Origin of the sequence: Flavobacterium stagni, assembly GCF_004122105.1 — a bacterium.
GTDB classification, from domain to species: Bacteria; Bacteroidota; Bacteroidia; order Flavobacteriales; family Flavobacteriaceae; genus Flavobacterium; species Flavobacterium stagni.
On the sequence record NZ_SBKN01000007.1, the window covers coordinates 58,808 to 80,095 of the forward strand.

Below are 21,288 nucleotides of genomic sequence, written 5' to 3' on the forward strand. Positions count from 1 at the left end.
AATTTGCGAAATGCAAAGTAAACGGGTTCATTTCAATTTGAAAAAATAAATCGGTATACGGGTAAAAAACTCGATATAACTACTTTGTAAAACGAATTTAAAAGGGGTATTCTTGTGAATTTACGTAAAATCTTACGAACAGGTTTTCAACAACACCATTTTAGTGAAGTGGAATGTAGGCGAGTGACTGACTAATGGCGTTAAACAATTCAGGCTTAAAAATTAACCAGCTTAGTGATGCAATACAACTTAAGGTCAGGAAAATCCATATTCCTTTGTGTATGGGCAAACTATTTTCTTGGGTTTGGAATAACAGACGGGTCGTATACTTGGTTAAAAAAACAATGGAAAGGGCAATAGTTAAAGTCAGAATTATAAGTCCGATAAAACGGTAATTGGCACTCCAATGATGTTGTGTAGCCCATTGATTGAGCCACTGAACAGGGCCATTGGTTAACGAGATAATGGTAATGGGAAACAACCAACACAAGCCTACAAATAAATAGGTCTGGTAGTTACTTCGATTAATGCTAATCATTGGTGTTTGCATATTAAACGGCTTCTAATAAAAATGCTGAACGAAGTTTGTCTAAAACATCTTCTGGATTAAATGGTTTTGAAAGTACTTCATCGGCTCCTTGTTCAATCGCTTGCTCCACAGTAACTGACTCATTTCCTAAGGCTGATACCACAAAAACAGGTCGGTTAGGATTCAATTTTTTGCTCAAAGAAACAATCTCAATTCCGGAACGATACGGTAACATCACATCGGTAATCACAGCATCAGGATTGAAGGAACGTAATTTTTCCATACCTTCTTTACCTTCAATAGCGAAATCAGTTTGATAGCCTTCGCGATTTAACAAAAACTGTAAAATCGTTTTGATCATTTTATCGTCCTCGATAATTAATACTTTCTTCATAGAATTTAGTGTAAGCCAACCGAAGTTGTGGTTATAAATTGGGGATTAACAAGTACAAAATTATTAGGCATCAGCTTGTTATTCAAATAAAATCGCTCTGTGCACTAAAAACTCGATTAACGTTTCATTTTGTGAAATTCAATGTAAATGGGCGGTAAAATAGGTTGTTGACCGATAAATTAAAATAAGTTAGATGGCTTATAATCAGTGGTTTTTATAAGAAAAAAGCCAATTTCTGTAAAGAAATTGGCTTTCGAAAGTAATTATAGTTTGTTTTTGAGATTTCACATCTAGCGGACTCCTTTTTCACTAGTTAAGTAAAAGGATTGATGTCCTTAATTCGAAATCAAAAATACAAGGCTAAAATGGGTTAACCGCATAAAATCGGTATACGGATAAAAAACTCGATGAATGAAAAAAGAGCAATTTTTCGTGTTTTTCATCGGTTAAAATGGTGATTTTAACCCATAAAAAAACCGAACAGCTACCCACTACTACGCTTAAAAGTAGTTGGCAGTGTTCGGTCCTCACAAAAACCTATCTTTAATATTGTATTTAGGGAGTCCTATCTTTACTGTACAATTCTTTAAAGCGCTTGGCTGTTGAATTGTCTGAGAAAAAGGCGTGAATCACTATGGGTTTACGGTAAGTTTTAATCACTTTTATTTTTTCTAATATCTCCGCATCCGTCATTTTTTTAGTTACTGGATGATTAGCATAAAACTGATTGTATCTTGTCATTAATGTTTGTTCGGTTTCTAATATTTTGGCATCACCTTCTTCTTCGGGATTGAGCAGCGAAACCACACTGTTGATTTTTCCATTAAGTATATACGCAAGCATTTCTTCATCGGTTGGGCAAGGCGTTAGATAGACCTCATTTTCCAAGGTAAAAATGGGGCCGCGTTCAAATTGTTTTTTCAAGTCAATGCGGCGTTCTGAATTGGCTACACCTTTTACCGTATGCCCAGTTTCTTTGCGAATAAGGTTTTTGAATACATTGGCGCGGTCTTTACCCAGATAACAATGTACATAGTATTTGCCTTTCAGTTCGCGTGCCATTTTGCGAATGGCAACCACCGACGAATCGTTTTTGGATATCCAAGGCAACATCGGCACAGAAATCAATTTTATTCCAGATTTTTCTGCGTTGATTTTTTCTTTATCCATTAAAATAGGTTCGGCGGGCACAACCATAGGATGTAATAAAGATATTACGCCATCGTACTTTTCTGCTTTGAGTTGGGCCAATTTCGCTTCATCAGGATAGGGACCAAAATGGTATTCTGCCGTTTCACTGCGATCTACGGAGTTGTTCACATTGATTGCCGTCAATACTTCGGGCTGAAAACTAAATATGTAAACCGAACAAAGTAATCCAATACTAAGCAATCCCCAAACAATGCGTTTTTGTTTTCGGTTGTAATTGAATTTATTATCCAAATATTGGGTAACTTTTATAGTAGCCCACAAAACAACAACCAAGAAGAAGACTATGGCTACCTTTTGTAACGTACTTTGGGTCTCATCCGACCATTTGTATAGTGCTGCCAATTGGGCTACCCAGCGGTTTGGCCCAACCGTTAAGCTCAACAATCCCATTGGGAAAACCAAACACAAACCCGTGTATAGAAAGGTGAGTGTGTTGCTGACCGTGATTTTGGTGAGGAAATTGTCCATGATTATGCCAATTGTAAAATGGTTTTTAACTTCTGTGTCAGTTCGCCCGGATTAAACGGTTTGGCCAAAATGTCGTTTGCGCCGTGTTTAAAGGCATCTTGTACGGTTGAGTCCTCTTTCCCTAATGCGGAAATTACAATTACCGGAACATCCGGGTTTAATTGCTTTGAAGCTTGTATGATTTCGATACCCGATTTGTAGGGTAACATTACATCTGTGATCACAATATCGGGGGCAAAAGTGGATAACTTTTCAATTCCAGTTAAGCCATCAAATGCAAATTCGGTGACAAATCCTTCTTTTTTCAAAATGAATTCAATGATTCCTTTGATAATTTTGTCGTCTTCAATGATCAATACTTTTTTCATAATGTTAGTTTTTTGTGAGTGAGTGTGAATGATTGTATTAGAGTTGGTACTGAACTTGTACCGATAGGTTGTATTCGTTTTGAAATTTGTTTTTAAAATATTCTTGTCGGTTGAATGACGTATTGGCACTTACAATCCATTGTTTGAAGAATACTTTGCTGTACGATAAGCCCGCTTTGTACGATTTTAGCGTTGCCCGTTGTGCAAATTGAGGCAATACTTCTCGTTCATCAGGGGATGTTCCGTAGCCGAGGTTGGCACCCCAAAAATTAAAACGGTTGTCGCCATAATAGCGGTAACTCAGGTTAAATGAGGGATACGGTTTTTGATTCCATCGAAAAAAGGTGCGAAGGTTCAAGAATCCGTTGCCAATGTATTTGCTCATTCCGAGTATGCCCGAGTAACTTTCGTTGTTGGTCGACTTATTGTAGCGCATCCCAAGTTCGCTTTCCCAGCCACCTTTCCAGTTGATGTATCCGGAATAACTCAAACGGAGTTTCGGAAAAAAGTTTTCATTTCCAGTCCCCACATTGAAATAGGAATAACTAAAGGGTAACATTCGCACATAGGCATCGAGTTCATATAGCGATCCCGAACTTTTGGTCTGACCATACGAAACACGGTTGGCATAACTGTAGCGGCCAATCAAACTGAAGCCTGGGCGTTGACGGATATAACTTACACTGCTGTAATTCCAGGGTCCGACACCCGCACGATTGAACCCAGTGTAATTGTAAGCCACACTGAGGCGATCCGACTTGGATACTAATTTAAAAGCTAAAACTTGTGATTTTAGTCGTTCGTCATCAGGGTATTGCTTACTCAATTGTTCTAGATACGCTAAGGTTTTGGCATCATCACCTTGTAATTCGAGGTAGCGCACATTCAATTTTTCCAATTCTTTATCCTTTGGATGCAGTTGCAAACCTTTACGAATTGTCGCACCCGCACAAGCCGTATCTTTTTGCTCCAAACACAATTGGGTTTTGTATAAAAACGCTTCTTTGTAGCGCGGATTTTTCTCAGCCACATAGTTGAAATAATAGGCGGCACTGTCTTTTTGGTTTAAAAAACGGTGAATACGACCCAAGGCAATGTGGTAGTCCAAATAGTTGGGCGACAATTTTTTTCCTAAACGGGCCATTTCAAGGGCTTTCGTATAGTTTTTTTCTACGTTGATGGTTTGGTTGGTTGCGGTCAACAGACTATCAACATTGATTTTCTTTTGGGCAGCAACGCCAATAGCGCAGCTTATGAATACGAGTGTGATATATTTTTTCATCGGGCAATACTTTCGTTAAATCCAGTTCGGGTCATTTCACCCCATTTTTTCTCTTTTTTCATTAAAAAGAAATAATAACCTTTTAATGAGGCATACGTTGTGATCGGATGGTATAAGAAGGGTTCGAAAAATACCATCAACAACAAAGTGAAAATATCCTTGATACTGGAATATTGTTTATAGGTGAGTTGGTCTAAATAAATGGAAATCAAGGTGACAAAGGTGTAAAACAGGTACACCGATGAGGTTACGATTAACAGGAATTGGGTATTCAAACCAAAAAAGAATAAATCCAACAATACAAAGACAATCCCAACTAATTCGAGAATCGGTACTAAGAATTCACACAAAACGAAATAGGGAAGGGCCATCATCCCTGTGGTACCGTATTTGGGTCGGAACAACATTTTGCGGTGCATCCATAAATTTTGCGCTAATCCCCGTGCCCAGCGAACACGTTGACGCAGAAAGATTGTTTTGTCGGACGGACCTTCTGTCCAACACAAGGATTCAGGGATATAGATGATTTTGAATTTTTCTTTTTTCTCATGCATGTGTTCCCGCATACGCGTTACCAATTCCATGTCTTCTCCCAAAGAATCTTCGCGGTAACCGCCCACTTCAATCACGGTGTTTTTGTCAAACATGCCCAATGCTCCCGAAACCAAGAGTAAGCCATTCAAACGACTCCATGCCATGCGTCCGTATAGGAATGATCGGATGTATTCCAATTCTTGAAAACGGGCAAAGAAGTTTTTGGGATAATGCGATTTGTACAGCATTCCTTCTTTAAACTCACAGGAATTGGAGATACGAATGGCAGCTCCACTCGCCAATACTTTGGTTTCACTTTCAATGAATGGTTTTACCAACATCGCTAAGGCATCTTTTCGTAAAATACAGTCTACGTCGGTACAAACAAAAAGGGAATGTTTGGCTGAATTGACGCCTACATTGACCGCATCGGCTTTGCTTTTGACATTTACTTTATCGACCACCAATAGCTTATTGTAAATCGGATTGGTCGACTTGTAATGACCGCGAACAACGGCCGCTTTGATGCGTTCTTGGTAAAAGAAATCTACTTTTACCAATTCAAATTCAGCAATTAATTTTTCAAGGGTATCGTCCGAACTGCCGTCGTTAACAATAACAACTTCAAATTTGGGATACTCTTGCGATAAGAGCGATTTCACGTTGGAGACAATCGTCTTTCCTTCGTTAAAAGCGGGGGCAATGATGGAGACTCCGGCTGTATTGTTCGATTTGATTACGATATCTTTATTTAAAAACTTACTGGCCGCATAGTATTTCCGAATTTCAACAAAGGAAATAATGCCCAGGGCGAGATAAATAAGGATATAGAAGATCGAGTAAACCCCGAAGAAGCCTTCCATGCCTTGTACAATATTTTCAAGCGTTTTCAATGGTTTGGTTTTTGTGAGTTTGTTACTTAATTCTAAAATCTAAATTCTAAAATCTAAATTCTAAAATTTAAAATCTAAATTCTTAATTGATATAGGGGTTCGTGTGATGCAAGACCATTTGTTGGATTAAGCGTTTTTCCTGGTCATCCTCTACACGGATATAATTCATAAAATTGCGGTCCATTTTACACAAGCAATTCACCCATTCAAATTTCAAATCTACCTCAGTTTCCAACTGTAGAATTTTAAGCGCAAAACTCAAGTTGGTTGTGTTGGCCGTATTTTGCAAGGCTTTCACTAAGGCAATTTTAATGCGAAGGTTGGTCTCTGTTTGGTAACATTCCATCAACAAGTCGTTTGCTTCTACAATACGTAATTTGCGCACGGCGTTGATGATTTCTTTTTGAACGGTAGGATTGCGGTGGGTAAATAATTTTCGGAGTTGGTCATACGATGGATGGGTATTGTAGCGCACCAACATTTTGATCGCTATCAACACAATCGAGTCGTTGGAACTGCGCAACCAGCGGTGAATGTTGGTGGGTAATTCGTATCCTTTTTGGTATATAATATCCAAAATCTTTAATTCGTCCGCTCTTGAAATCGAGTAGCAGTATTCATCCAACATGTCAAAGTTTTCATCCGATAACGAAATCATGGCCAATAATGCATTAGCGCGTAATTTCGGATTGGGTGAGTGCAGATAGGGACGAATTAGTTCACATTTTTCTTTATAATCTAAAATTTGATAGAAGCTAAATCCTTCTGATTTATTTTCAACATTCGACCCTTTAATTAATTGATCCGTATAGACATCAAATCGGAACGTCTTGAACATGAAAATGATTTTATCCGTGTCCAAATACTGGATGTTTTGCTTGATGTGCACTAGTTTTTTTAATACAAATAATAGAATACTGTCGTTGCCTTTGACTACTGTGGATTGGAACTTTTCAATTTCAATGCGCATTTCTGCTTCAGAATAATCAGAAAAAACCATTGTAGTTAGGAAAGCATCTATCGCATCTTCCAATTCACCCTTTCTACGGTCGATACGATCCAACGAAAATCTTCGGTAGACGATAACTAATAATAGAGTTGAGGTAAAAAGTAAAATCACTGGGAGAAAGAAAAATTTTAAGAATAAATAAATATCATGCGCTCCAACTAAGTTGGTTAGCGATCCCGATCCGCGAGTTGATAAAGATAGTGGTGCCGAAAACACCGCAGAAAAATCCGCAAGGATTCCTTGTGTAATTGTATTCATGTCGTAGGTTAAAGATTTGGAGTTTGATTTTAAGGGGGGGCGGAGGTAGCGTAATTTTAGGTCATAATTCTTGTTTTTTAGTTTTGGTTGATGTGTTAAAATTAAGATAGCAATTTTTAAATTCTTGCATATTTTATCGATTAACTGCTAATTTTTCAAAACCTTGTAAGGTATTTTCTATTTTTTAACAAAAAGTCTGTAATTTTTCTTACGGTGATTTTTAACATATACGAGACAAAAAAAGGTATGGTTTTAACTTTTTTAATTTTTTTTTAACAGCATCCTCCTTTTTTTTGAGAACCGCTATCTTTGTCACTTACGAATGTAAATGCAATAACACATGACCCTAATTAAATCCATCTCCGGAATCCGTGGAACCATTGGCGGAAAAGTGGGTGACAATCTCACGCCAGTCGATGCCGTAAAGTTTGCTTCTGCCTACGGAACTTTTCTCAAACAACAAATTCAAAAAGATAAACTCAAAGTAGTGATCGGTCGCGATGCTCGAATCTCGGGTCCGATGATTCACAACTTAGTCGTGAATACCCTAATTGGTTTGGGGATTGATGTGATCGATCTCGGACTCTCGACAACACCTACTGTGGAAGTGGCTGTTCCCCTTGAGCAAGCCGATGGCGGTATCATTTTGACGGCTTCACACAATCCTAAACAATGGAATGCGTTGAAGTTATTGAATGCCAAAGGCGAATTTTTAAGCGGTGCTGATGGTGCCAAAATCTTAGAAATTGCTGAAGCCGAAGCCTTTGATTTTTCAGAAGTGGATGATTTGGGCGAAATCACCGTGAATGATGCCTATATGGATATTCATATTGATGAAGTATTGGAATTGCCTTTGGTGGATGCGGATGCCGTGGCCCAGCGCAAATTCAAAGTAGTGGTGGATGGTGTGAATTCTTCGGGCGGTATTATCATTCCGAAGTTGTTGGAACAAATGGGTGTTGAGGTCGTCAAATTATACTGTACCCCCGATGGCCATTTCCCGCACAATCCCGAACCGTTGAAAGAACATTTGGGCGACATTTGTAAGTTGGTTGTAGAAGAACAAGCCGATTTTGGAATCGTAGTTGACCCGGATGTTGACCGTTTGGCCTTTATTTCCAATGACGGTGAAATGTTTGGTGAAGAATATACTTTAGTAGCCGTAGCTGATTATGTATTGAGTAAAACCCCTGGCAATACGGTGTCCAATATGAGTTCGTCACGTGCTTTGCGCGACATTACCGTAAAACACAACGGATCGTATGAAGCCAGTGCGGTAGGAGAAGTGAATGTGGTAGAGAAGATGAAAGCAACCAACGCTATCATCGGTGGTGAAGGAAACGGCGGTATCATTTATCCCGAATTGCACTACGGACGCGATTCACTTGTAGGCGTGGCCTTATTTCTGACGCATTTGGCAGGGATGGATTGTACGGTTGCCGAATTGCGAGCGAGTTATCCGCAGTATTTTATGAGTAAGAATAAAATCGAATTGACACCTCAAATCGATGTGGATGGTGTGATGGCCACGATTGCTAAACAATACGCCGCTGAGAACATATCGACGATTGATGGGGTGAAGATTGATTTCCCCACCGAATGGGTGCATTTGCGTAAATCCAATACCGAGCCGATCATTCGTATTTATACCGAAGCACCTTCACAAGCGGAAGCCGATGCCTTGGCTGTGCGTTTTGTCAACGAATTAAAAACTGTTGCTGGAATATAAGCAGCAGACTATAGTACTAAAAAAGCCACTTCATACGGAGTGGCTTTTTTTATTTCTGTAGTTTTCAATGGGGAAAATCAAAAGGAATCCGGCGACATAACAACCGATGTCTTCCCAAGCAAACGAAGCTCCCAAAACCGTGTGTGCGATTTTATTTTTTTCTAAGCCTAAAAGAGAAATGCAATTGATGTACTGCAAATATTCAATGAGAAAAGCAAAAAGTAGGGTAGCGGTAGCCACTACAGCTGTAGGCAAGGGCAAAAAACTTTTGACAAAATAATAAATCAATAGGATTACCAAGACATCGCCTAAATAGGGACGAATGAAAGCATCTCGCACCCACAGTGCAATAGCGGTTTCCGTGAGAAACAACAAAATAAAAATGAGAAATGCGGAGCGGTTGAATTGCATGGGATAAAAGTAGTCATTTTTCCAAACGCGCAAGAGTTTGTTAAATCGTTTTGAACCATTGCAGTGAAATGCGTATCATTGCCAAAACTTAAAAACACAATGACCCGTACACTCCGATTCCTATTCCTCATCAGTCTTGTTTTCATTACCGCTTGTACTTCGGTTGAAAAATACAATACCCAACTGGCTGCGCCTATTCCAGTAGTTAAATTACACAAGGATATCGATTACATACAGCACAAATTGAATCGGTTGTATCCGCATTTGGATGGCTATCTTTCGAAAGCACAGCTCAAGGCTAAATTTGATAGTATTCGGCAAGTAGTCAACCGACCCATGACAACCAAGGAGTTTTATTTTGTCATCGCACCTGTGATTGCCTCGGTGCGTCAAGGGCACATGAGTACGGGTTTGCCCCAACCTTTGTTGACCAAAGCCCAACGTAAACATTTAAAGCAAATGGGCGAGGGACCGCTCTCGCAATTCACATCGGAATGGTTGGACCAAAAAATGATTGTATTGAAAAACAAGTCGGATCGAAAATACCTCAAACCCGGTGCGGAGATTGTTTCGATCAATGGGATTACACCCCAGCAATTGTATGCGCAATACCGACCGGTGTTAACCTCTGATGGGTTTAATGAAACCTATATCCGTAAAGGGTTTGGCAGAAGATTGCCTGCTTATTTTACAGGTGAATTGGGCGTGCAAGACAGTTTGCTATATGTGTTTAAACAAAAAGATTCTACCTATACCGAATGGATTAAACGCAAAATCAAAGAGAAGAAAGTAACGCCACCAAAAATAGTAAAAGGTGAGGTGAAGGATACCGTGAAACCCAAGACGGAAGCCGTTGCCAAGGTGAAGAAAGAACGCGAACTTACCCGTAAAGAGAAGCGTATTTTTGGCTATGACCCCACGACCAAGGAGTGTGCGGTGAGTTTGAAACGCTCCGAGTTGGATTCTACTTTGTATGTGCTTCGCGTCAAAAACTTTTCTTCCAGCAAATACCGCAAAGCGTATACGCTACTCTTTGACTCGATTCAACACATGGGATTAAAAACACTTGTGCTTGACTTACGAGACAATCCGGGAGGTCGTGTCGCCGATGCCGTGAATTTATACCGTCATTTTACCGACCAACCCTTTACGATGTTGCAACCCTCGGAAGTGACGTCCAAAACCAGTTTATGGAAGATTGGTGTTTTGGATAATATTTCCCCAATAGGGTATCCTTTTTTCTTTATTGGGTATCCCGTTTACATGACGTTTAGTTATTTCCGAACCACCAAGCGCCCCGAAGGTGGCTACCAATACAAATTGGTAGGAAGTCGCCCTGTGGATCCTGCACCCAATGCCTATACCGAAAAATTGTATGTATTAATTAACGGTGGTAGTTTTTCAGCGGCTTGTATCGAATCGGTGGCCTTAAAACAACGTCCCAATACCTATTTTGTGGGCGAAGAAACGGGAGGCGCTTATAACGGAACTGTGGCCGGTATCATGCCCATCGTGCGCTTGCCCCATTCTAAAATCAGTGTGCGCCTCGGACTCATGCACGTGCAGCCCGTCGCGCAAACGGACAAAGAGGGACGTGGTATTTTCCCCGATACCGAAATCATCCCTTCCACCGAAGACCGCGTAAAAGCGAGAGACCCGGAGATGGAGTATGTAGTCAAGTTGCGTAGGTAGAGGTTGGATTGGTTTCAAGTTGGAGCCGTGAGCGCTGATGTTTATTATTACAAAGAAGCTCAGTAAGATTAACCGCAAAGAGTCAAAGTATTCGCAAAGTTCGCTAAGTTTTTAAGGGATATCAACGGATAACTTATTTAGGAACACAAAGTTTCACAAGGTTGAGCACAGCGTTTCACAAGGTTGGATTTCATAAAGCTGTAACTATGAACACTATGTCACTATGTGGTTGATTTAATTTTAACCTCATTGTTTTAGTCACAGTCGCAGTTTTCAGTGGGTTTGGGTTGAAATATTGTATTTAAATCAAGTATGTTACCTACTGCATGGGATTTCTCCTTACGTCGAAATGACAACAGGGCGGGGTATTTTTTTTTAGCTAGCTAAAAACTTTTATGCACAATCTTGTCATTTCGACGTAAGGAGAAATCCCATCCCAATTTTCACGCAAAGAGGTTTCAGGTTTATCTCGAAATTTCGGAATCAGGTTGGATTCTAGTACATACACGTCAGGTAATACTCAGAAGCTCAGAATCTCAGAAGCTCAGCGGCTCAGAATCTCAGAAGCTCAGCGGCTCAGAATCTCAAAATCTCAGATGCTCAGCTTCTTAGCAGCTCAATAATTACTCATCAAAATTCACCATCCAATGTACCCCAAACGCATCGATGCACATCCCGAAGTAAGCGCCCCAGAAGGTTTTGGTCATGGCCATGATTACGGTACCGCCTTCTGCGAGTCCGGTGAATAGGCGATCGGCTTCTTCTTGACTTTCAGTGTTGATGGAGATTTGAACATTATCCCCCATTTTTGCGGGTCCGCTCTGACTCGTACTATCGCTGCCCATTAATACCGTTTCAGCACTGATAGGGAGGGTAACATGCATGACACGGTTGCCTTCTTCTTCCGATAGAGGATCGCATCCTTCGGCTGGGGGCATGTCTTTAAATTTACCCATATAAGGGAATTCACCACCAAATACTTTTTGGTAATGTAAAAAGGCCGCTTCACACGTGCCGTTGAAAATGAGGTAGGGGTTTACGGTAGGCATCTTTAGTAAATTATGAATTATGAATTATAAATTTTAAATTAATTGTGGGTTTAAAAGTTTAAAGGTTTAAAAGTGTAGCGGGATAGTGTATCATATCGACACATTTGCTCATTAATAGGTTTCAAGCTCAGCAGCTTAGTGGCTCAGGAGCTCAAATACCCTTTCAACGCCTCCAATATACTTTGCCAGCCCATTTTTTGCAGGTTGTGCGGGTGGATGTTTTCGGGTTGGAAGGTTTGGGTCACGTAGACGGTATCGCCCATGACATCAAAACTGACCGTGATTTGACGGTGGTCTTCGAAGTGGTAGCGCAAGAACTGCATCGGTTCGATTTCGTCATAAATGCCTACCAAGTCAAACGCTACACTACCGTCTTTGGCAGCCATGGTGTAGGTGAATTTTTGTCCCACTTCCAACACACCTTCCGCTTTGGGGCAATGCCAGTCGGGGGAGGCTTGATTCCAATGGACGACATGCTCGGGTTGGGTAAAGGCGTTCCAGACTTTTTCCAAAGGCGCTGGAATAGCTGTGGTCACCGTCAAGGTCTTTTCCGGTTGTTCGGCAATATGTTGCACGATAGCGAAGGCTTTGGGGAAGACTTCTCTAAAGTAATCGGCGTAATGATCGAGGGTTTCCAAGGTCATGTGAAGTTGTGTTCCCGTTTCAGTTTCGGTAAGCGTATAAATTTCTTTGTAGCCGTTCCAGGTCGGACCCGTAGTCACGATTTCACCTTTTTTGAGTTGGTGCAAATGGTGAAAAGCGATGCGTTGGTTGGGAATGATTTCCCCAATTTCCGATTCCATCCCGTCGCCTTCGGTGGTGATGAAATAGACTTTACTGCCCAACTGCCAGTCGGTTAATGCCCGTGATTGCACGGAAAACGCTTCCATCCATTGTTGGTAATTAGCATCATCCCATAAGGCATTCCATACGCGCTCGGGCGTGGCTTTGAAGTGGTGTTCAAAAGATAAAGTAATCATGATTTTGGTTGTTTGGGTAAAGATAAGGATTTAGGTCTTTGGATGAGTTTCAAGTTTCAAGTTTCAGGTTTCAAGTTTGTATCGTTGAAAAGTGGTGTTTCGTTTGAAATTGTTGGGTTTAGAAGTGTATGGGGTTTAAAAGTGGAATTGGAGCACAAGGTTTCACAAGGTTGGGCACAAAGTTTCACAAGGATGGATTCTGAAAAGTATAAACTATGAAAACTATGTCACTAAGTGGTTGTTTTTTTTATACCACTTTGTTTTAGTCGCAGTCGCAGTTTTCAGTGGATGTTGGTTGAATTGACCTATTGTTTTTTGATTCATGTATGTTGCCTACTGTATGGGATTTCTCCTTACGTCGAAATGACAACAGGACGGGGTGTTTTTTTAGCTAGCTAAAAAAATTTTTTACACAATCTTGTCATTTCGACGGTAGGAGAAATCCCAACCCAATTTTCAAGCAAAGAGGTTTCAAGTTTCTGGTTTAAGGTTGTGTTCCAGTACACTCCTGTTAGGAATTACTCAGTAGCTCAGTAGCTCAGCTTCTCAGCAGCTTCCTTTTGTTTTCCTTCGAACTTCCTCCCAATTTGAAACAATTCATGTTACCATTTACATAAGGTTTAGTGGCACAACTGTGGCACAACTGTGGCAGAATACCGAAGTAAACCGCAAGATGACTGGGAGAAGACAGGGAGAAAGTATGCAGTATACAGTGTACAGTGTTTAGATTGCAGTGTTCACTGCCCACTGATGACTGTATACTGATTACTGATGACTGCCCACTTTTGACTTACGACTAATTGACTTACGACTTCATCGACTTACGACTGATTTTTCGGACGGATAACTTCCATGATATTTTTTACTACATTCGGGAAATGAAACTGCGCCTTCATTTCCCGTTTGTATTTGCCCTAATTCTAAGTGTTCTTATTGGGTGTACCAACCATCATAAAGCCGATCAAACGGCCTATTATCAATGTTTGGATTCCGCGGATACCGCCAAGAATCATTTTGACTATACTAAAGCGTTCAAGTGTTATAACCAATCCCTACAGTACTGTTCGGATACCACACCCAATTGGACGGCGTATAGTCAGATTGAAATGGCCAAGATTCAAAATCAGTTGGGGGATTATCATGGAGCGGATTCAATTTTGACCCAAACCGTAAAGCTCGCCGTCGATACGGTCTACCAGCTGAATGCCCATGTTGCTTTGGCGAATAGTTATATTGAACGGCACAATTATCAAGAAGCCGTACGCGTGTATTCGCAGTGTATTCCGCAACTCCATAAGGTGGCGGATCGGTTGGTAGTGGAAAATAATCTTTCCTATGTTTTCCTTAAATCCAAACAATTTACCAAGGCCTTTTCCCTTTTAAATCGATTGAAAGGTCATCCTGCTTTGGACACCTTATTCGCAACCAAAGCGATGATACTGGACAATTGGGGCGTAGCTGTCTTAGCGCTTCAGAAATCAGGCTGTAAAGCCGCTTTTGACCAAGCCTATGTATTGCGGGACTCGTTGCAAAATATGTCCGGACTCACCTCAAGTGCCATGCATTATGCGCTTTATTATCAACAGCAAAAGCAAAAGGACAGTATGTTGTATTGGGCGCAAAAAGCCTATAGTTTTGCCGTGCAATGCCATAATCCCGATGACCGTTTGGAAGCGTTGCGCTATGCAATCACCGCGGCTTCCCCTACGGTTGCCCAATCTTATATGGCGCAATACCTGCATTTGTCGGATAGTTTGCAGTCCTCAAAGGCACGTGCCAAAGCCCAATTCACCAGTATTTTGTACGATTCCAAAAAAGCCAAACAAGAGAACTTCCAGTTTCGCAAACAGATTAATGGGTTGCTTATCTTGGTGGGTGTCATTTTACTGCTGAGTTTGGGGACGACCTATGTTTTACGGGTTAGGGCACGGCAAAAGGAATTACAAGCGGTGTATTCTACCGAGTTGCGCCTCTCCAAGCAATTGCATGACGAGTTGGCCAATGAGGTTTTCACCACCCTATCCTTTGTCGAAAACCAGACGCCGGAGTCGGACACCAAAGAAATCGTCTTGGATCAATTGGACGGAATTTACCAGCAAACCCGTTCGCTCTCCCGGGCAATGGGCGCTATAGAAACGGGGGAATTGTTTAAGGAAGAGTTGCTCGAACTCCTCGCCAGTTTCTCCACGGCAAAAGTAACGGTAGTGGCCTTGAATGTGGAGTGGATACCGTGGCATTCCTTTTCGGCTCCCATCAAAATTACGGTGTATCGGGTGCTGCAAGAACTGTTGGTCAACATGAAAAAACACAGTGGGGCGAGTCGGGTGCAAATCCATTTCACGATGGAGCGGGGACAGTTGGCCGTGACCTACGAAGACAACGGGATCGGACTCCCAGCGCCTCCCTTTTCCAAAAATGGTTTGGCCAATGTGGAAAACCGCATTTTTAGCTTAAAAGGAAGTCTTACTTTTGAATCAACAAACCATTCGGGCTGTGTGATTCACTTCCGAATACCCAAATAAATGCTATGTTTCAAAAAGTAATTGTCGTCGAAGATATCGACAGTATCAGCCTTTCCGTGCGCCATGTTTTAGAAAACGTGGGTGTGCCGACTATCGAAATTGTGAAGTATTGTGATGATGCGTGGACCAAGATTAAAGCGGCAGCGGCCCTAGGAGAGCCGTTCCAGTTGTTACTTACCGATTTATCATTTGAAAAAGACTACCGTGCAGTGGAATTGGCGGGGGGAGAAGCCCTGTTGGAGGTGGTGCATGTGCAGTATCCCGACCTGAAAACCTTGGTCTATTCCATCGAAGACAAATCCTTTCGCATCAAGAAATTGTACGAAGTACAAGGCATTTCGGGCTATGTATTGAAAGGGCGGCGGAGTCTGGAAAAATTAAAGGTGGCCTTGCAAACATTGGCGGCCGACAAGTTGTATTATGACCCCGAACTGCAGGCCCAACTGCGCGATCAAGGCTTTGTGAGTTTGGACGCCTATGAGATATTGCTGTTGCAACAATTGGCAGCGGGCAGTTCGCTGGACGAGATGGAACAGTACTGCAGAGACCAAGGGGTAAAGCCCTGCAGCAAGAGTGCGATTGAAAAACGTTTGTACCGCATCCGCGATGCCTTTGAAGCCAAGAACTTGACCCATTTGGTGGGGCTGGCGAAGGATAGAGGAGTGGTGTGAAATTATGAGTGATTAGTGACTAGTGACTAGTCCTTACTTACGACTTACGACTCTATTGACTTACGACTTCATCTACACAAATCTTTTTCCCAAAAATGTGGAAATCCGTAAAATGGAGAAAAAATACGGTAGTACGTTTGTGGTGATCAAGTGATCCACACGTTCGTATACGCCTTAACAACTGAAGCCCGAAGTGATTCGGGCTTTTTTTATGGAAATGTGGAAAGACGTAAAATTGGGAAAATTATAAGTGTTAATATTACAGATGATTTCAATTATTTGAGATTAAAAATGTGTGTAATAAATAATTTATTATTTTAGTAAGTAGAAATTATACGCCTAAAAAAATGAAAGTTATTAAGATTATATTTCGGTTTATAAAAATTCTTTTTAAGCGTAATAAAATGCTTAAGGAATCAGAATTACACTACTTCAATAAGTACCTTTTTGAACAAAGTTTTGTAATAATTCACTATTCTTTTAAAAATGCCTTGTATTATTCATTTAATGGGAAGATCGAATTAAACTCTGGAATTAAAATATTTAATATTTCAAATGTTACAAACCCAATACAATTTAGGGTATATGGATTCTTTCAGTCTAAAGAATATACTCTTCAATTAGAAGTTACTAATCGTTTGAATTCTGAAAAATTTAAGACAGAATTAGATAATTTTAAAATCCAATTGAATGGAAGTAAAATTTTAAAAACGACCAATACTTTAAATGGTATTGAATTAAAACCAATTTATTTTACCCATCCCAAGGTCTCAACTGAGTCAAAGTATTTTGAAATTTTCCATAGTGAATATAACCAAACTGATTTTTTATGAAACGTGATTATTATGAATTACCTCAAGCAGGAAAAGGTATGAAGTTTTTATGGTCTTGCGCAGGCGGAGATCGTTATTTGTTGGAACGATCCACTTATTCGGATCAAGTAAAATATATGTGCTTAGGAGGTATTGTATTAGCAACGGGTGTTATGGCAGGAATTGCTGGTGGTTATGCTTTCTACACAATTTTTGAACCTCGTGGATCGGCCATCGAGAATCCTATAGATATTGTTACTGTTGTTGAATCTTTATTTTTTGGATTCATATGGGGATTAATGATTTATAATATCGATCGATTTATAGTTACAAGTACAGGGAAAGGTGATGGAACAGAGGCAATTACTATTGGAGAATTAAAAAGTGCTCTTCCTCGTATTATCATGGGAATGATTATCGCAATGACTATATCGAAACCAGTAGAAATACGGATGTTTAAAACAGAGATTGATATTAAACTTCGTGAAAAACAAATTGAGCAACAAGCACAATATATAAAGAAGATTGAAGCTAATTTTAAAGGCGAACTTGAAAAAAAAGATAAAGAAATTAGAAAAATTGAAGGAGATTTATTTTCAAAAATTGAAAGACATAAAGAGCTTGAGAAACAATATATTGAGGAAGCACGAATAATAACAGTTGGCCCAAGAGCGAAAGCAATAAAAGAGCAAATGGATAAAGTTGAAAGAGAAATTCAGAATGTTGAAAGAAATCCAGATTACATAAGATTAAAAAATGAGAAAAATAAAATATTGAGGAGACTTGAATTGGCACTTATGGATAGTAATAAAGTTGCAGATAATCTAGATGGTCTGCTTGAGCGAATCAAAATTGCACACGAAGTAGCAGGTTTTTGGATTTCTCTTTTTATTACCCTTCTATTTATGGCAATTGAATTAACTCCAATATTTTTCAAATTGATGCTTACAAAAACTACCTATGATTATTTGGCAGAAAATAGAGATGAATTATTGAAAGCTAATCAAGGTATTGAGGTAAAATATGATTATTACACCGATAAAGAGGGAGTTGAAAAACACTTGACAGTGAATCATGAAGCAGAGCGTATCCTATTAGAAAAAATAATGGTAACTGAGATTCAAAAGGAATTGACGAAATATGCTGTCGAGAAATACAAAGAAAGAGAAAAAAGTAAGATTGATAATAATTTAGATTCATACATCAAAACCATTGATAATAATGGGGAAAACGCTTAGTCAAATTCGACTTTTTCTATTTACCTGTACTGGAGAAGATAATTACATTTTAAAAAGATGTAATGTCTCCATTCAATTGAAATTTGCAAGTATTGGATTATTTGTAATTCTAATTTTTATTGGATGTTTTTTCAGTGCTGCATTCTTCATGGATGAATTATTTGAAAATCTCAAATGGATAAGTATTCCGGTAGGGATTCTATGGGGTAGTATGGTTACAAATATGTATTTACTTTTATTAAATACAATTTCGCCATCAATAATTCCATTAGCATCAAAAAAAAAGAAAAGCCAAAATGAAGATCCCAATTCATTCAAGCAGAAGACAGCTTTTATGAATGCTTCAATGTTATTACGACTATCATTTATGGCGCTACTTGCAATCATAATTGCGCAACCTTTGAATGTTTCATTATTTAAAAGATTTGTAAATCATGAAATCAACGAATATAAAACAATAGAAAAGATTAAGTTGTATACTAATTCAAATACACATTTAATTAAAGAAGAGAATAAAAGATGTCAATCAATTGTTTTACAAGAAAAGTTAAAGTCTTTAAGGCTTGCAGGTAATGACACATTATGTTTTAGACTCATTGTTGACAAAATAAAAATGGACTCTATTTTTTTGAATACCACGATAAAGAAGTTGAATCAACTAAAAAAAATAGATAGAAAATATTTTCTTTCAATAAATGAAGAGCAAAATCATAGACTATTAATAAAAGATTTAGATGTTTTGCTTGATAATGAATTAAATTCAGATAAAGCCTTTATTGCTTTAATGAATGATTCAAAAAATAATACTGATTTTGAAGTATATAAAAGAGATTTAGCCTCTTTAATTCAATCAAAGATTAATAATTATACCAAGTTAGATTTACTTCTAAATAGCAGCAATTTTTATGTAAAAACAATTCAATTGTTATTACATAATTGTCTGTGGTCCTTACTATTATCTTTTATTATTGTCTTTATTTTTTTAACTCCCATATTTTTAAAATTTTATTTGCGGAACTCAACTGCAAAAGAATTTTTCTTAGAAAATCATAATCCTAAAATTGTACGATTAAGAAAAGAATTGTTAGAAACAACTGATTTTAAATGGTTAGAGAGTACTCTTAAAAATACCTCATTAACGGAAATAAAAACATCAGATTATTATTTTGTAAGAATGTTTATAGAACACAAGTTAATACTTGAAGAATATAATGAAACAAAACAGCAATTTTCAAGAATTCTAAGCGATCGAGTAGCTTCTTTTAATATTAATGCAATTAGATATTTATATCCATTATTAAATAAATTAAAACCAATCAATAAAGATCGTTATAAAACCTTAAAAAATAAGATTGAAAATGAATTCAAAAATGAATTAATTGTGAAATATGAATATTGGATTGATATGCCTTTCCGTTCAAAGCGACACAAAAAGATAGTTGTTCAAAATACAGAGGAAGAATTATTAGATTTTTTGTACAACAAAAATCAATCAGAATAATATTTGAATGGATGATATAATAAGACATATAATAAATACAGAACTTTTTACCGGGGATGATGGCTTGACATATCAAAAGCTTACGATTAAAGAATTGTGGCCAAGAAAAACTTATTTAAAAGGTACAATGTCAGGAAAATATCGTGGAGATAAATTACCTGAAGAAGGAGATAGTTTTGAACTGTATGAATTTGAAATTTATGAAGCTACTGTAGTCTGTGATTCAGAAGATGATTTTAATAAAAACGAATCTTTTATTTTTCCTGACGATTTTGGTAATATTATAAATACTCACAGTATATCAGGTCGAATATTTCCTAAAGAGAAACTACCAAAAAATATATTAGTTACTATTATTGGGCCTGGGCGGGAATTTGGAATAAATTTATTAGAGCCACAAATTTTTGAATTCGAAATAATTAGAAAGTTCCATCAAAATGATGGAGATAAAATATATGGTTCATTTACAGCATATGTTACTGGCTATGTCTTTGACCGTGAATCTAAAATAGTTACTGAAATTGTTGGTCCAATAATTGAAAATTCTAATGAAGAAGCTGATATTATAGATGTTTTAGAAGAATCAAAGGTTTCAAAATGTTCACCAACAAAGGTGAAAACTGGAAATTTTCAATCTAAAAATGGCTATACACGATATGAGTATTTCTGTGCCCACCATAATGATACTGTTTGGGGACCCTACATTAAAGATCCATCCGTATCAGGAGGTTGTTTACCTTCAGCAGGTAATTTTTTAGCAATAGCTATCATAGGATTATTTATTTTCTATGCTTTTCCAATTATTGCAATTTTATTTTTGTTTTATTTAACTGTTATTTTAATTGACAGATATTCAAGTGTCTTTAGGTGGCTATTTGGGGTATTAGGTATAATATTTTGGTTGTTTTTTATTGTTTCAATTTTTAAAACATGTTCTTCGGTTTATGTTCCAAATATTATTCCAAAACCAAAGATAGAAGATAGACGTGAAAATGTAGTTTATGAACCTATCGACAAAGATTCCACAGCTATAAATATTGGTAAAGACTCATTGGTAAAAAGGTTTAGAAAATGGCAAGATTATGACGGTAATATTTATCAAGGATATTATACCTTGAATTTTTTAAATGTTAAGCAAACATCAAGGTTTAAAAACAATATTAACTTGACTTCATCAACTCCTAGAAGTTATGATCAAATGGTCTTTATGTTAAAAGGGAATGATGAGGCTAAATTGGTTGGAATGTATCGAATGTTTGATAGTATAAAAAAAGCAAATCAATTAAATGATATCAAGTTTTCAGAAATGGTAGTAAGTTGTATACAAGATATACCTTATACTTTGATACTTGAAAATGATTGTAATGCGCAATTATACAATGATAAGTTTATTCGAGATTATCTAAGACAAGGTAATAGATGTTCGGGATATCAAAAGTTTGGTATAAATTCCCCATTAGAATTTATTTATACATTAGAGGGAGATTGTGATACAAGAGCATTATTGTTATATACTATATTAACTCATTATAAGTTTGATGTTGCTCTAATGAGTAGTGAATTTTATGGGCATTCTATGATTGCTATAAATCTGCCATTTTCAGGAGTAAGTTACAACTACAATAATAAAAAATATGTTATGTGGGAAACCACTGCACCGGATATACCAGCCGGCAGAATAAATCGAGACTTTTTAAATCTAAATTATTGGAGAATATCATTAAAATCAAATTAGT

At 38.1% G+C, this 21,288-nt stretch carries 18 protein-coding genes; 8 read left to right on the forward strand and 10 right to left on the reverse strand.

What is annotated here, in order from left to right; all coding sequences use genetic code 11:
* Nucleotides 1-160: 160 nt before the first annotated feature.
* The 7 genes from EQG61_RS11390 to EQG61_RS11420 all read right to left on the reverse strand — a co-directional run bounded on the left by EQG61_RS11390 (nucleotide 161) and on the right by EQG61_RS11420 (nucleotide 6,947).
* Nucleotides 161-538 carry a hypothetical protein gene (locus EQG61_RS11390; protein WP_129462068.1) on the reverse strand — a complete coding sequence of 126 codons (378 nt, stop codon included), beginning with the start codon at nucleotides 536-538 and terminating at the stop codon, nucleotides 161-163.
* Nucleotides 539-551: 13 nt separating this feature from the next.
* Nucleotides 552-923, reverse strand: coding sequence for a response regulator transcription factor (locus EQG61_RS11395; protein WP_129462069.1), 372 nt, complete (start codon nucleotides 921-923; stop codon nucleotides 552-554).
* Between the two features lie 555 nt (nucleotides 924-1,478).
* Nucleotides 1,479-2,603: a protein-tyrosine phosphatase family protein gene (locus tag EQG61_RS11400; RefSeq protein ID WP_129462070.1), complete on the reverse strand. Its 1,125-nt coding sequence runs from the start codon at nucleotides 2,601-2,603 to the stop codon at nucleotides 1,479-1,481.
* Between the two features lie 2 nt (nucleotides 2,604-2,605).
* Nucleotides 2,606-2,971, reverse strand: a complete 366-nt coding sequence (locus EQG61_RS11405) for a response regulator transcription factor (RefSeq protein WP_129462071.1) — start codon at nucleotides 2,969-2,971, stop codon at nucleotides 2,606-2,608.
* Nucleotides 2,972-3,008: 37 nt separating this feature from the next.
* Entirely contained in the window at nucleotides 3,009-4,253 is a 1,245-nt protein-coding gene (locus EQG61_RS11410) for a YaiO family outer membrane beta-barrel protein (RefSeq protein ID WP_129462072.1), read from the reverse strand.
* The gene (locus tag EQG61_RS11415; RefSeq protein ID WP_235829063.1) at nucleotides 4,250-5,680 is read right to left on the reverse strand and encodes a glycosyltransferase family 2 protein; all 1,431 of its coding nucleotides are present in this window, start codon (nucleotides 5,678-5,680) and stop codon (nucleotides 4,250-4,252) included. The genes EQG61_RS11410 and EQG61_RS11415 overlap by 4 nt, the downstream gene beginning before the upstream one ends.
* A gap of 82 nt (nucleotides 5,681-5,762) precedes the next feature.
* A complete protein-coding gene (locus EQG61_RS11420) occupies nucleotides 5,763-6,947 on the reverse strand; it encodes a HEAT repeat domain-containing protein (RefSeq protein WP_129462073.1) in 1,185 nt (394 codons plus the stop codon).
* A gap of 340 nt (nucleotides 6,948-7,287) precedes the next feature.
* Between EQG61_RS11420 and glmM the strand changes: the two genes are divergently transcribed.
* Entirely contained in the window at nucleotides 7,288-8,676 is a 1,389-nt protein-coding gene (gene glmM / locus EQG61_RS11425; protein WP_129462074.1) for a phosphoglucosamine mutase, read from the forward strand.
* 30 nt (nucleotides 8,677-8,706) lie between these two features.
* Here glmM and EQG61_RS11430 read toward each other — a convergent pair whose 3' ends face one another.
* Nucleotides 8,707-9,120 (reverse strand): ribosomal maturation YjgA family protein, encoded by a 414-nt coding sequence (locus EQG61_RS11430; RefSeq protein WP_129462075.1) that lies wholly within the window; start codon nucleotides 9,118-9,120, stop codon nucleotides 8,707-8,709.
* 66 nt (nucleotides 9,121-9,186) lie between these two features.
* Between EQG61_RS11430 and EQG61_RS11435 the strand changes: the two genes are divergently transcribed.
* On the forward strand, nucleotides 9,187-10,779 hold the full coding sequence (locus EQG61_RS11435) for a S41 family peptidase (RefSeq protein WP_129462076.1): 1,593 nt from the start codon (nucleotides 9,187-9,189) through the stop codon (nucleotides 10,777-10,779).
* Nucleotides 10,780-11,402: 623 nt separating this feature from the next.
* On the opposite strand, the gene EQG61_RS11440 is transcribed toward EQG61_RS11435, so the two are convergent.
* Entirely contained in the window at nucleotides 11,403-11,828 is a 426-nt protein-coding gene (locus tag EQG61_RS11440) for a VOC family protein (RefSeq protein WP_129462077.1), read from the reverse strand.
* Between the two features lie 143 nt (nucleotides 11,829-11,971).
* On the reverse strand, nucleotides 11,972-12,808 hold the full coding sequence (locus EQG61_RS11445) for an SRPBCC family protein (RefSeq protein ID WP_129462078.1): 837 nt from the start codon (nucleotides 12,806-12,808) through the stop codon (nucleotides 11,972-11,974).
* Between the two features lie 878 nt (nucleotides 12,809-13,686).
* On the opposite strand from EQG61_RS11445, the gene EQG61_RS11450 reads away from it, so the two are divergent.
* The 6 genes from EQG61_RS11450 to EQG61_RS11475 all read left to right on the forward strand — a co-directional run bounded on the left by EQG61_RS11450 (nucleotide 13,687) and on the right by EQG61_RS11475 (nucleotide 21,287).
* Entirely contained in the window at nucleotides 13,687-15,330 is a 1,644-nt protein-coding gene (locus EQG61_RS11450) for a tetratricopeptide repeat-containing sensor histidine kinase (RefSeq protein WP_129462079.1), read from the forward strand.
* A gap of 5 nt (nucleotides 15,331-15,335) precedes the next feature.
* A complete protein-coding gene (locus EQG61_RS11455; RefSeq protein WP_129462080.1) occupies nucleotides 15,336-16,001 on the forward strand; it encodes a response regulator in 666 nt (221 codons plus the stop codon).
* Nucleotides 16,002-16,348: 347 nt separating this feature from the next.
* Nucleotides 16,349-16,834 carry a hypothetical protein gene (locus EQG61_RS11460; RefSeq protein WP_129462081.1) on the forward strand — a complete coding sequence of 162 codons (486 nt, stop codon included), beginning with the start codon at nucleotides 16,349-16,351 and terminating at the stop codon, nucleotides 16,832-16,834.
* The gene (locus tag EQG61_RS11465; protein ID WP_129462082.1) at nucleotides 16,831-18,051 is read left to right on the forward strand and encodes a DUF4407 domain-containing protein; all 1,221 of its coding nucleotides are present in this window, start codon (nucleotides 16,831-16,833) and stop codon (nucleotides 18,049-18,051) included. Before EQG61_RS11460 ends, EQG61_RS11465 begins: the two co-directional genes overlap by 4 nt.
* Nucleotides 18,035-19,552 (forward strand): DUF4407 domain-containing protein, encoded by a 1,518-nt coding sequence (locus tag EQG61_RS11470; protein WP_129462083.1) that lies wholly within the window; start codon nucleotides 18,035-18,037, stop codon nucleotides 19,550-19,552. The genes EQG61_RS11465 and EQG61_RS11470 overlap by 17 nt, the downstream gene beginning before the upstream one ends.
* Nucleotides 19,553-19,559: 7 nt before the next feature.
* Nucleotides 19,560-21,287, forward strand: a complete 1,728-nt coding sequence (locus tag EQG61_RS11475) for a hypothetical protein (RefSeq protein ID WP_129462084.1) — start codon at nucleotides 19,560-19,562, stop codon at nucleotides 21,285-21,287.
* The last annotated feature ends 1 nt before the right edge of the window (nucleotide 21,288 follow it).

Excerpts from the sequence above, each read along its gene's own strand:
- EQG61_RS11395 (WP_129462069.1), bottom strand. The coding sequence starts at position 923 with ATGAAGAAAGTATTAATTATCGAGGACGATAAAATGATCAAAACGATT.
- EQG61_RS11475 (WP_129462084.1), top strand. The coding sequence starts at position 19,560 with ATGGATGATATAATAAGACATATAATAAATACAGAACTTTTTACCGGG.
- EQG61_RS11445 (WP_129462078.1), bottom strand. The coding sequence starts at position 12,808 with ATGATTACTTTATCTTTTGAACACCACTTCAAAGCCACGCCCGAGCGC.
- EQG61_RS11460 (WP_129462081.1), top strand. The coding sequence starts at position 16,349 with ATGAAAGTTATTAAGATTATATTTCGGTTTATAAAAATTCTTTTTAAG.
- EQG61_RS11410 (WP_129462072.1), bottom strand. The coding sequence starts at position 4,253 with ATGAAAAAATATATCACACTCGTATTCATAAGCTGCGCTATTGGCGTT.
- EQG61_RS11405 (WP_129462071.1), bottom strand. The coding sequence starts at position 2,971 with ATGAAAAAAGTATTGATCATTGAAGACGACAAAATTATCAAAGGAATC.
- glmM (WP_129462074.1), top strand. The coding sequence starts at position 7,288 with ATGACCCTAATTAAATCCATCTCCGGAATCCGTGGAACCATTGGCGGA.
- EQG61_RS11470 (WP_129462083.1), top strand. The coding sequence starts at position 18,035 with ATGGGGAAAACGCTTAGTCAAATTCGACTTTTTCTATTTACCTGTACT.
- EQG61_RS11400 (WP_129462070.1), bottom strand. The coding sequence starts at position 2,603 with ATGGACAATTTCCTCACCAAAATCACGGTCAGCAACACACTCACCTTT.
- EQG61_RS11455 (WP_129462080.1), top strand. The coding sequence starts at position 15,336 with ATGTTTCAAAAAGTAATTGTCGTCGAAGATATCGACAGTATCAGCCTT.
- EQG61_RS11450 (WP_129462079.1), top strand. The coding sequence starts at position 13,687 with ATGAAACTGCGCCTTCATTTCCCGTTTGTATTTGCCCTAATTCTAAGT.
- EQG61_RS11465 (WP_129462082.1), top strand. The coding sequence starts at position 16,831 with ATGAAACGTGATTATTATGAATTACCTCAAGCAGGAAAAGGTATGAAG.
- EQG61_RS11390 (WP_129462068.1), bottom strand. The coding sequence starts at position 538 with ATGATTAGCATTAATCGAAGTAACTACCAGACCTATTTATTTGTAGGC.
- EQG61_RS11440 (WP_129462077.1), bottom strand. The coding sequence starts at position 11,828 with ATGCCTACCGTAAACCCCTACCTCATTTTCAACGGCACGTGTGAAGCG.
- EQG61_RS11420 (WP_129462073.1), bottom strand. The coding sequence starts at position 6,947 with ATGAATACAATTACACAAGGAATCCTTGCGGATTTTTCTGCGGTGTTT.
- EQG61_RS11435 (WP_129462076.1), top strand. The coding sequence starts at position 9,187 with ATGACCCGTACACTCCGATTCCTATTCCTCATCAGTCTTGTTTTCATT.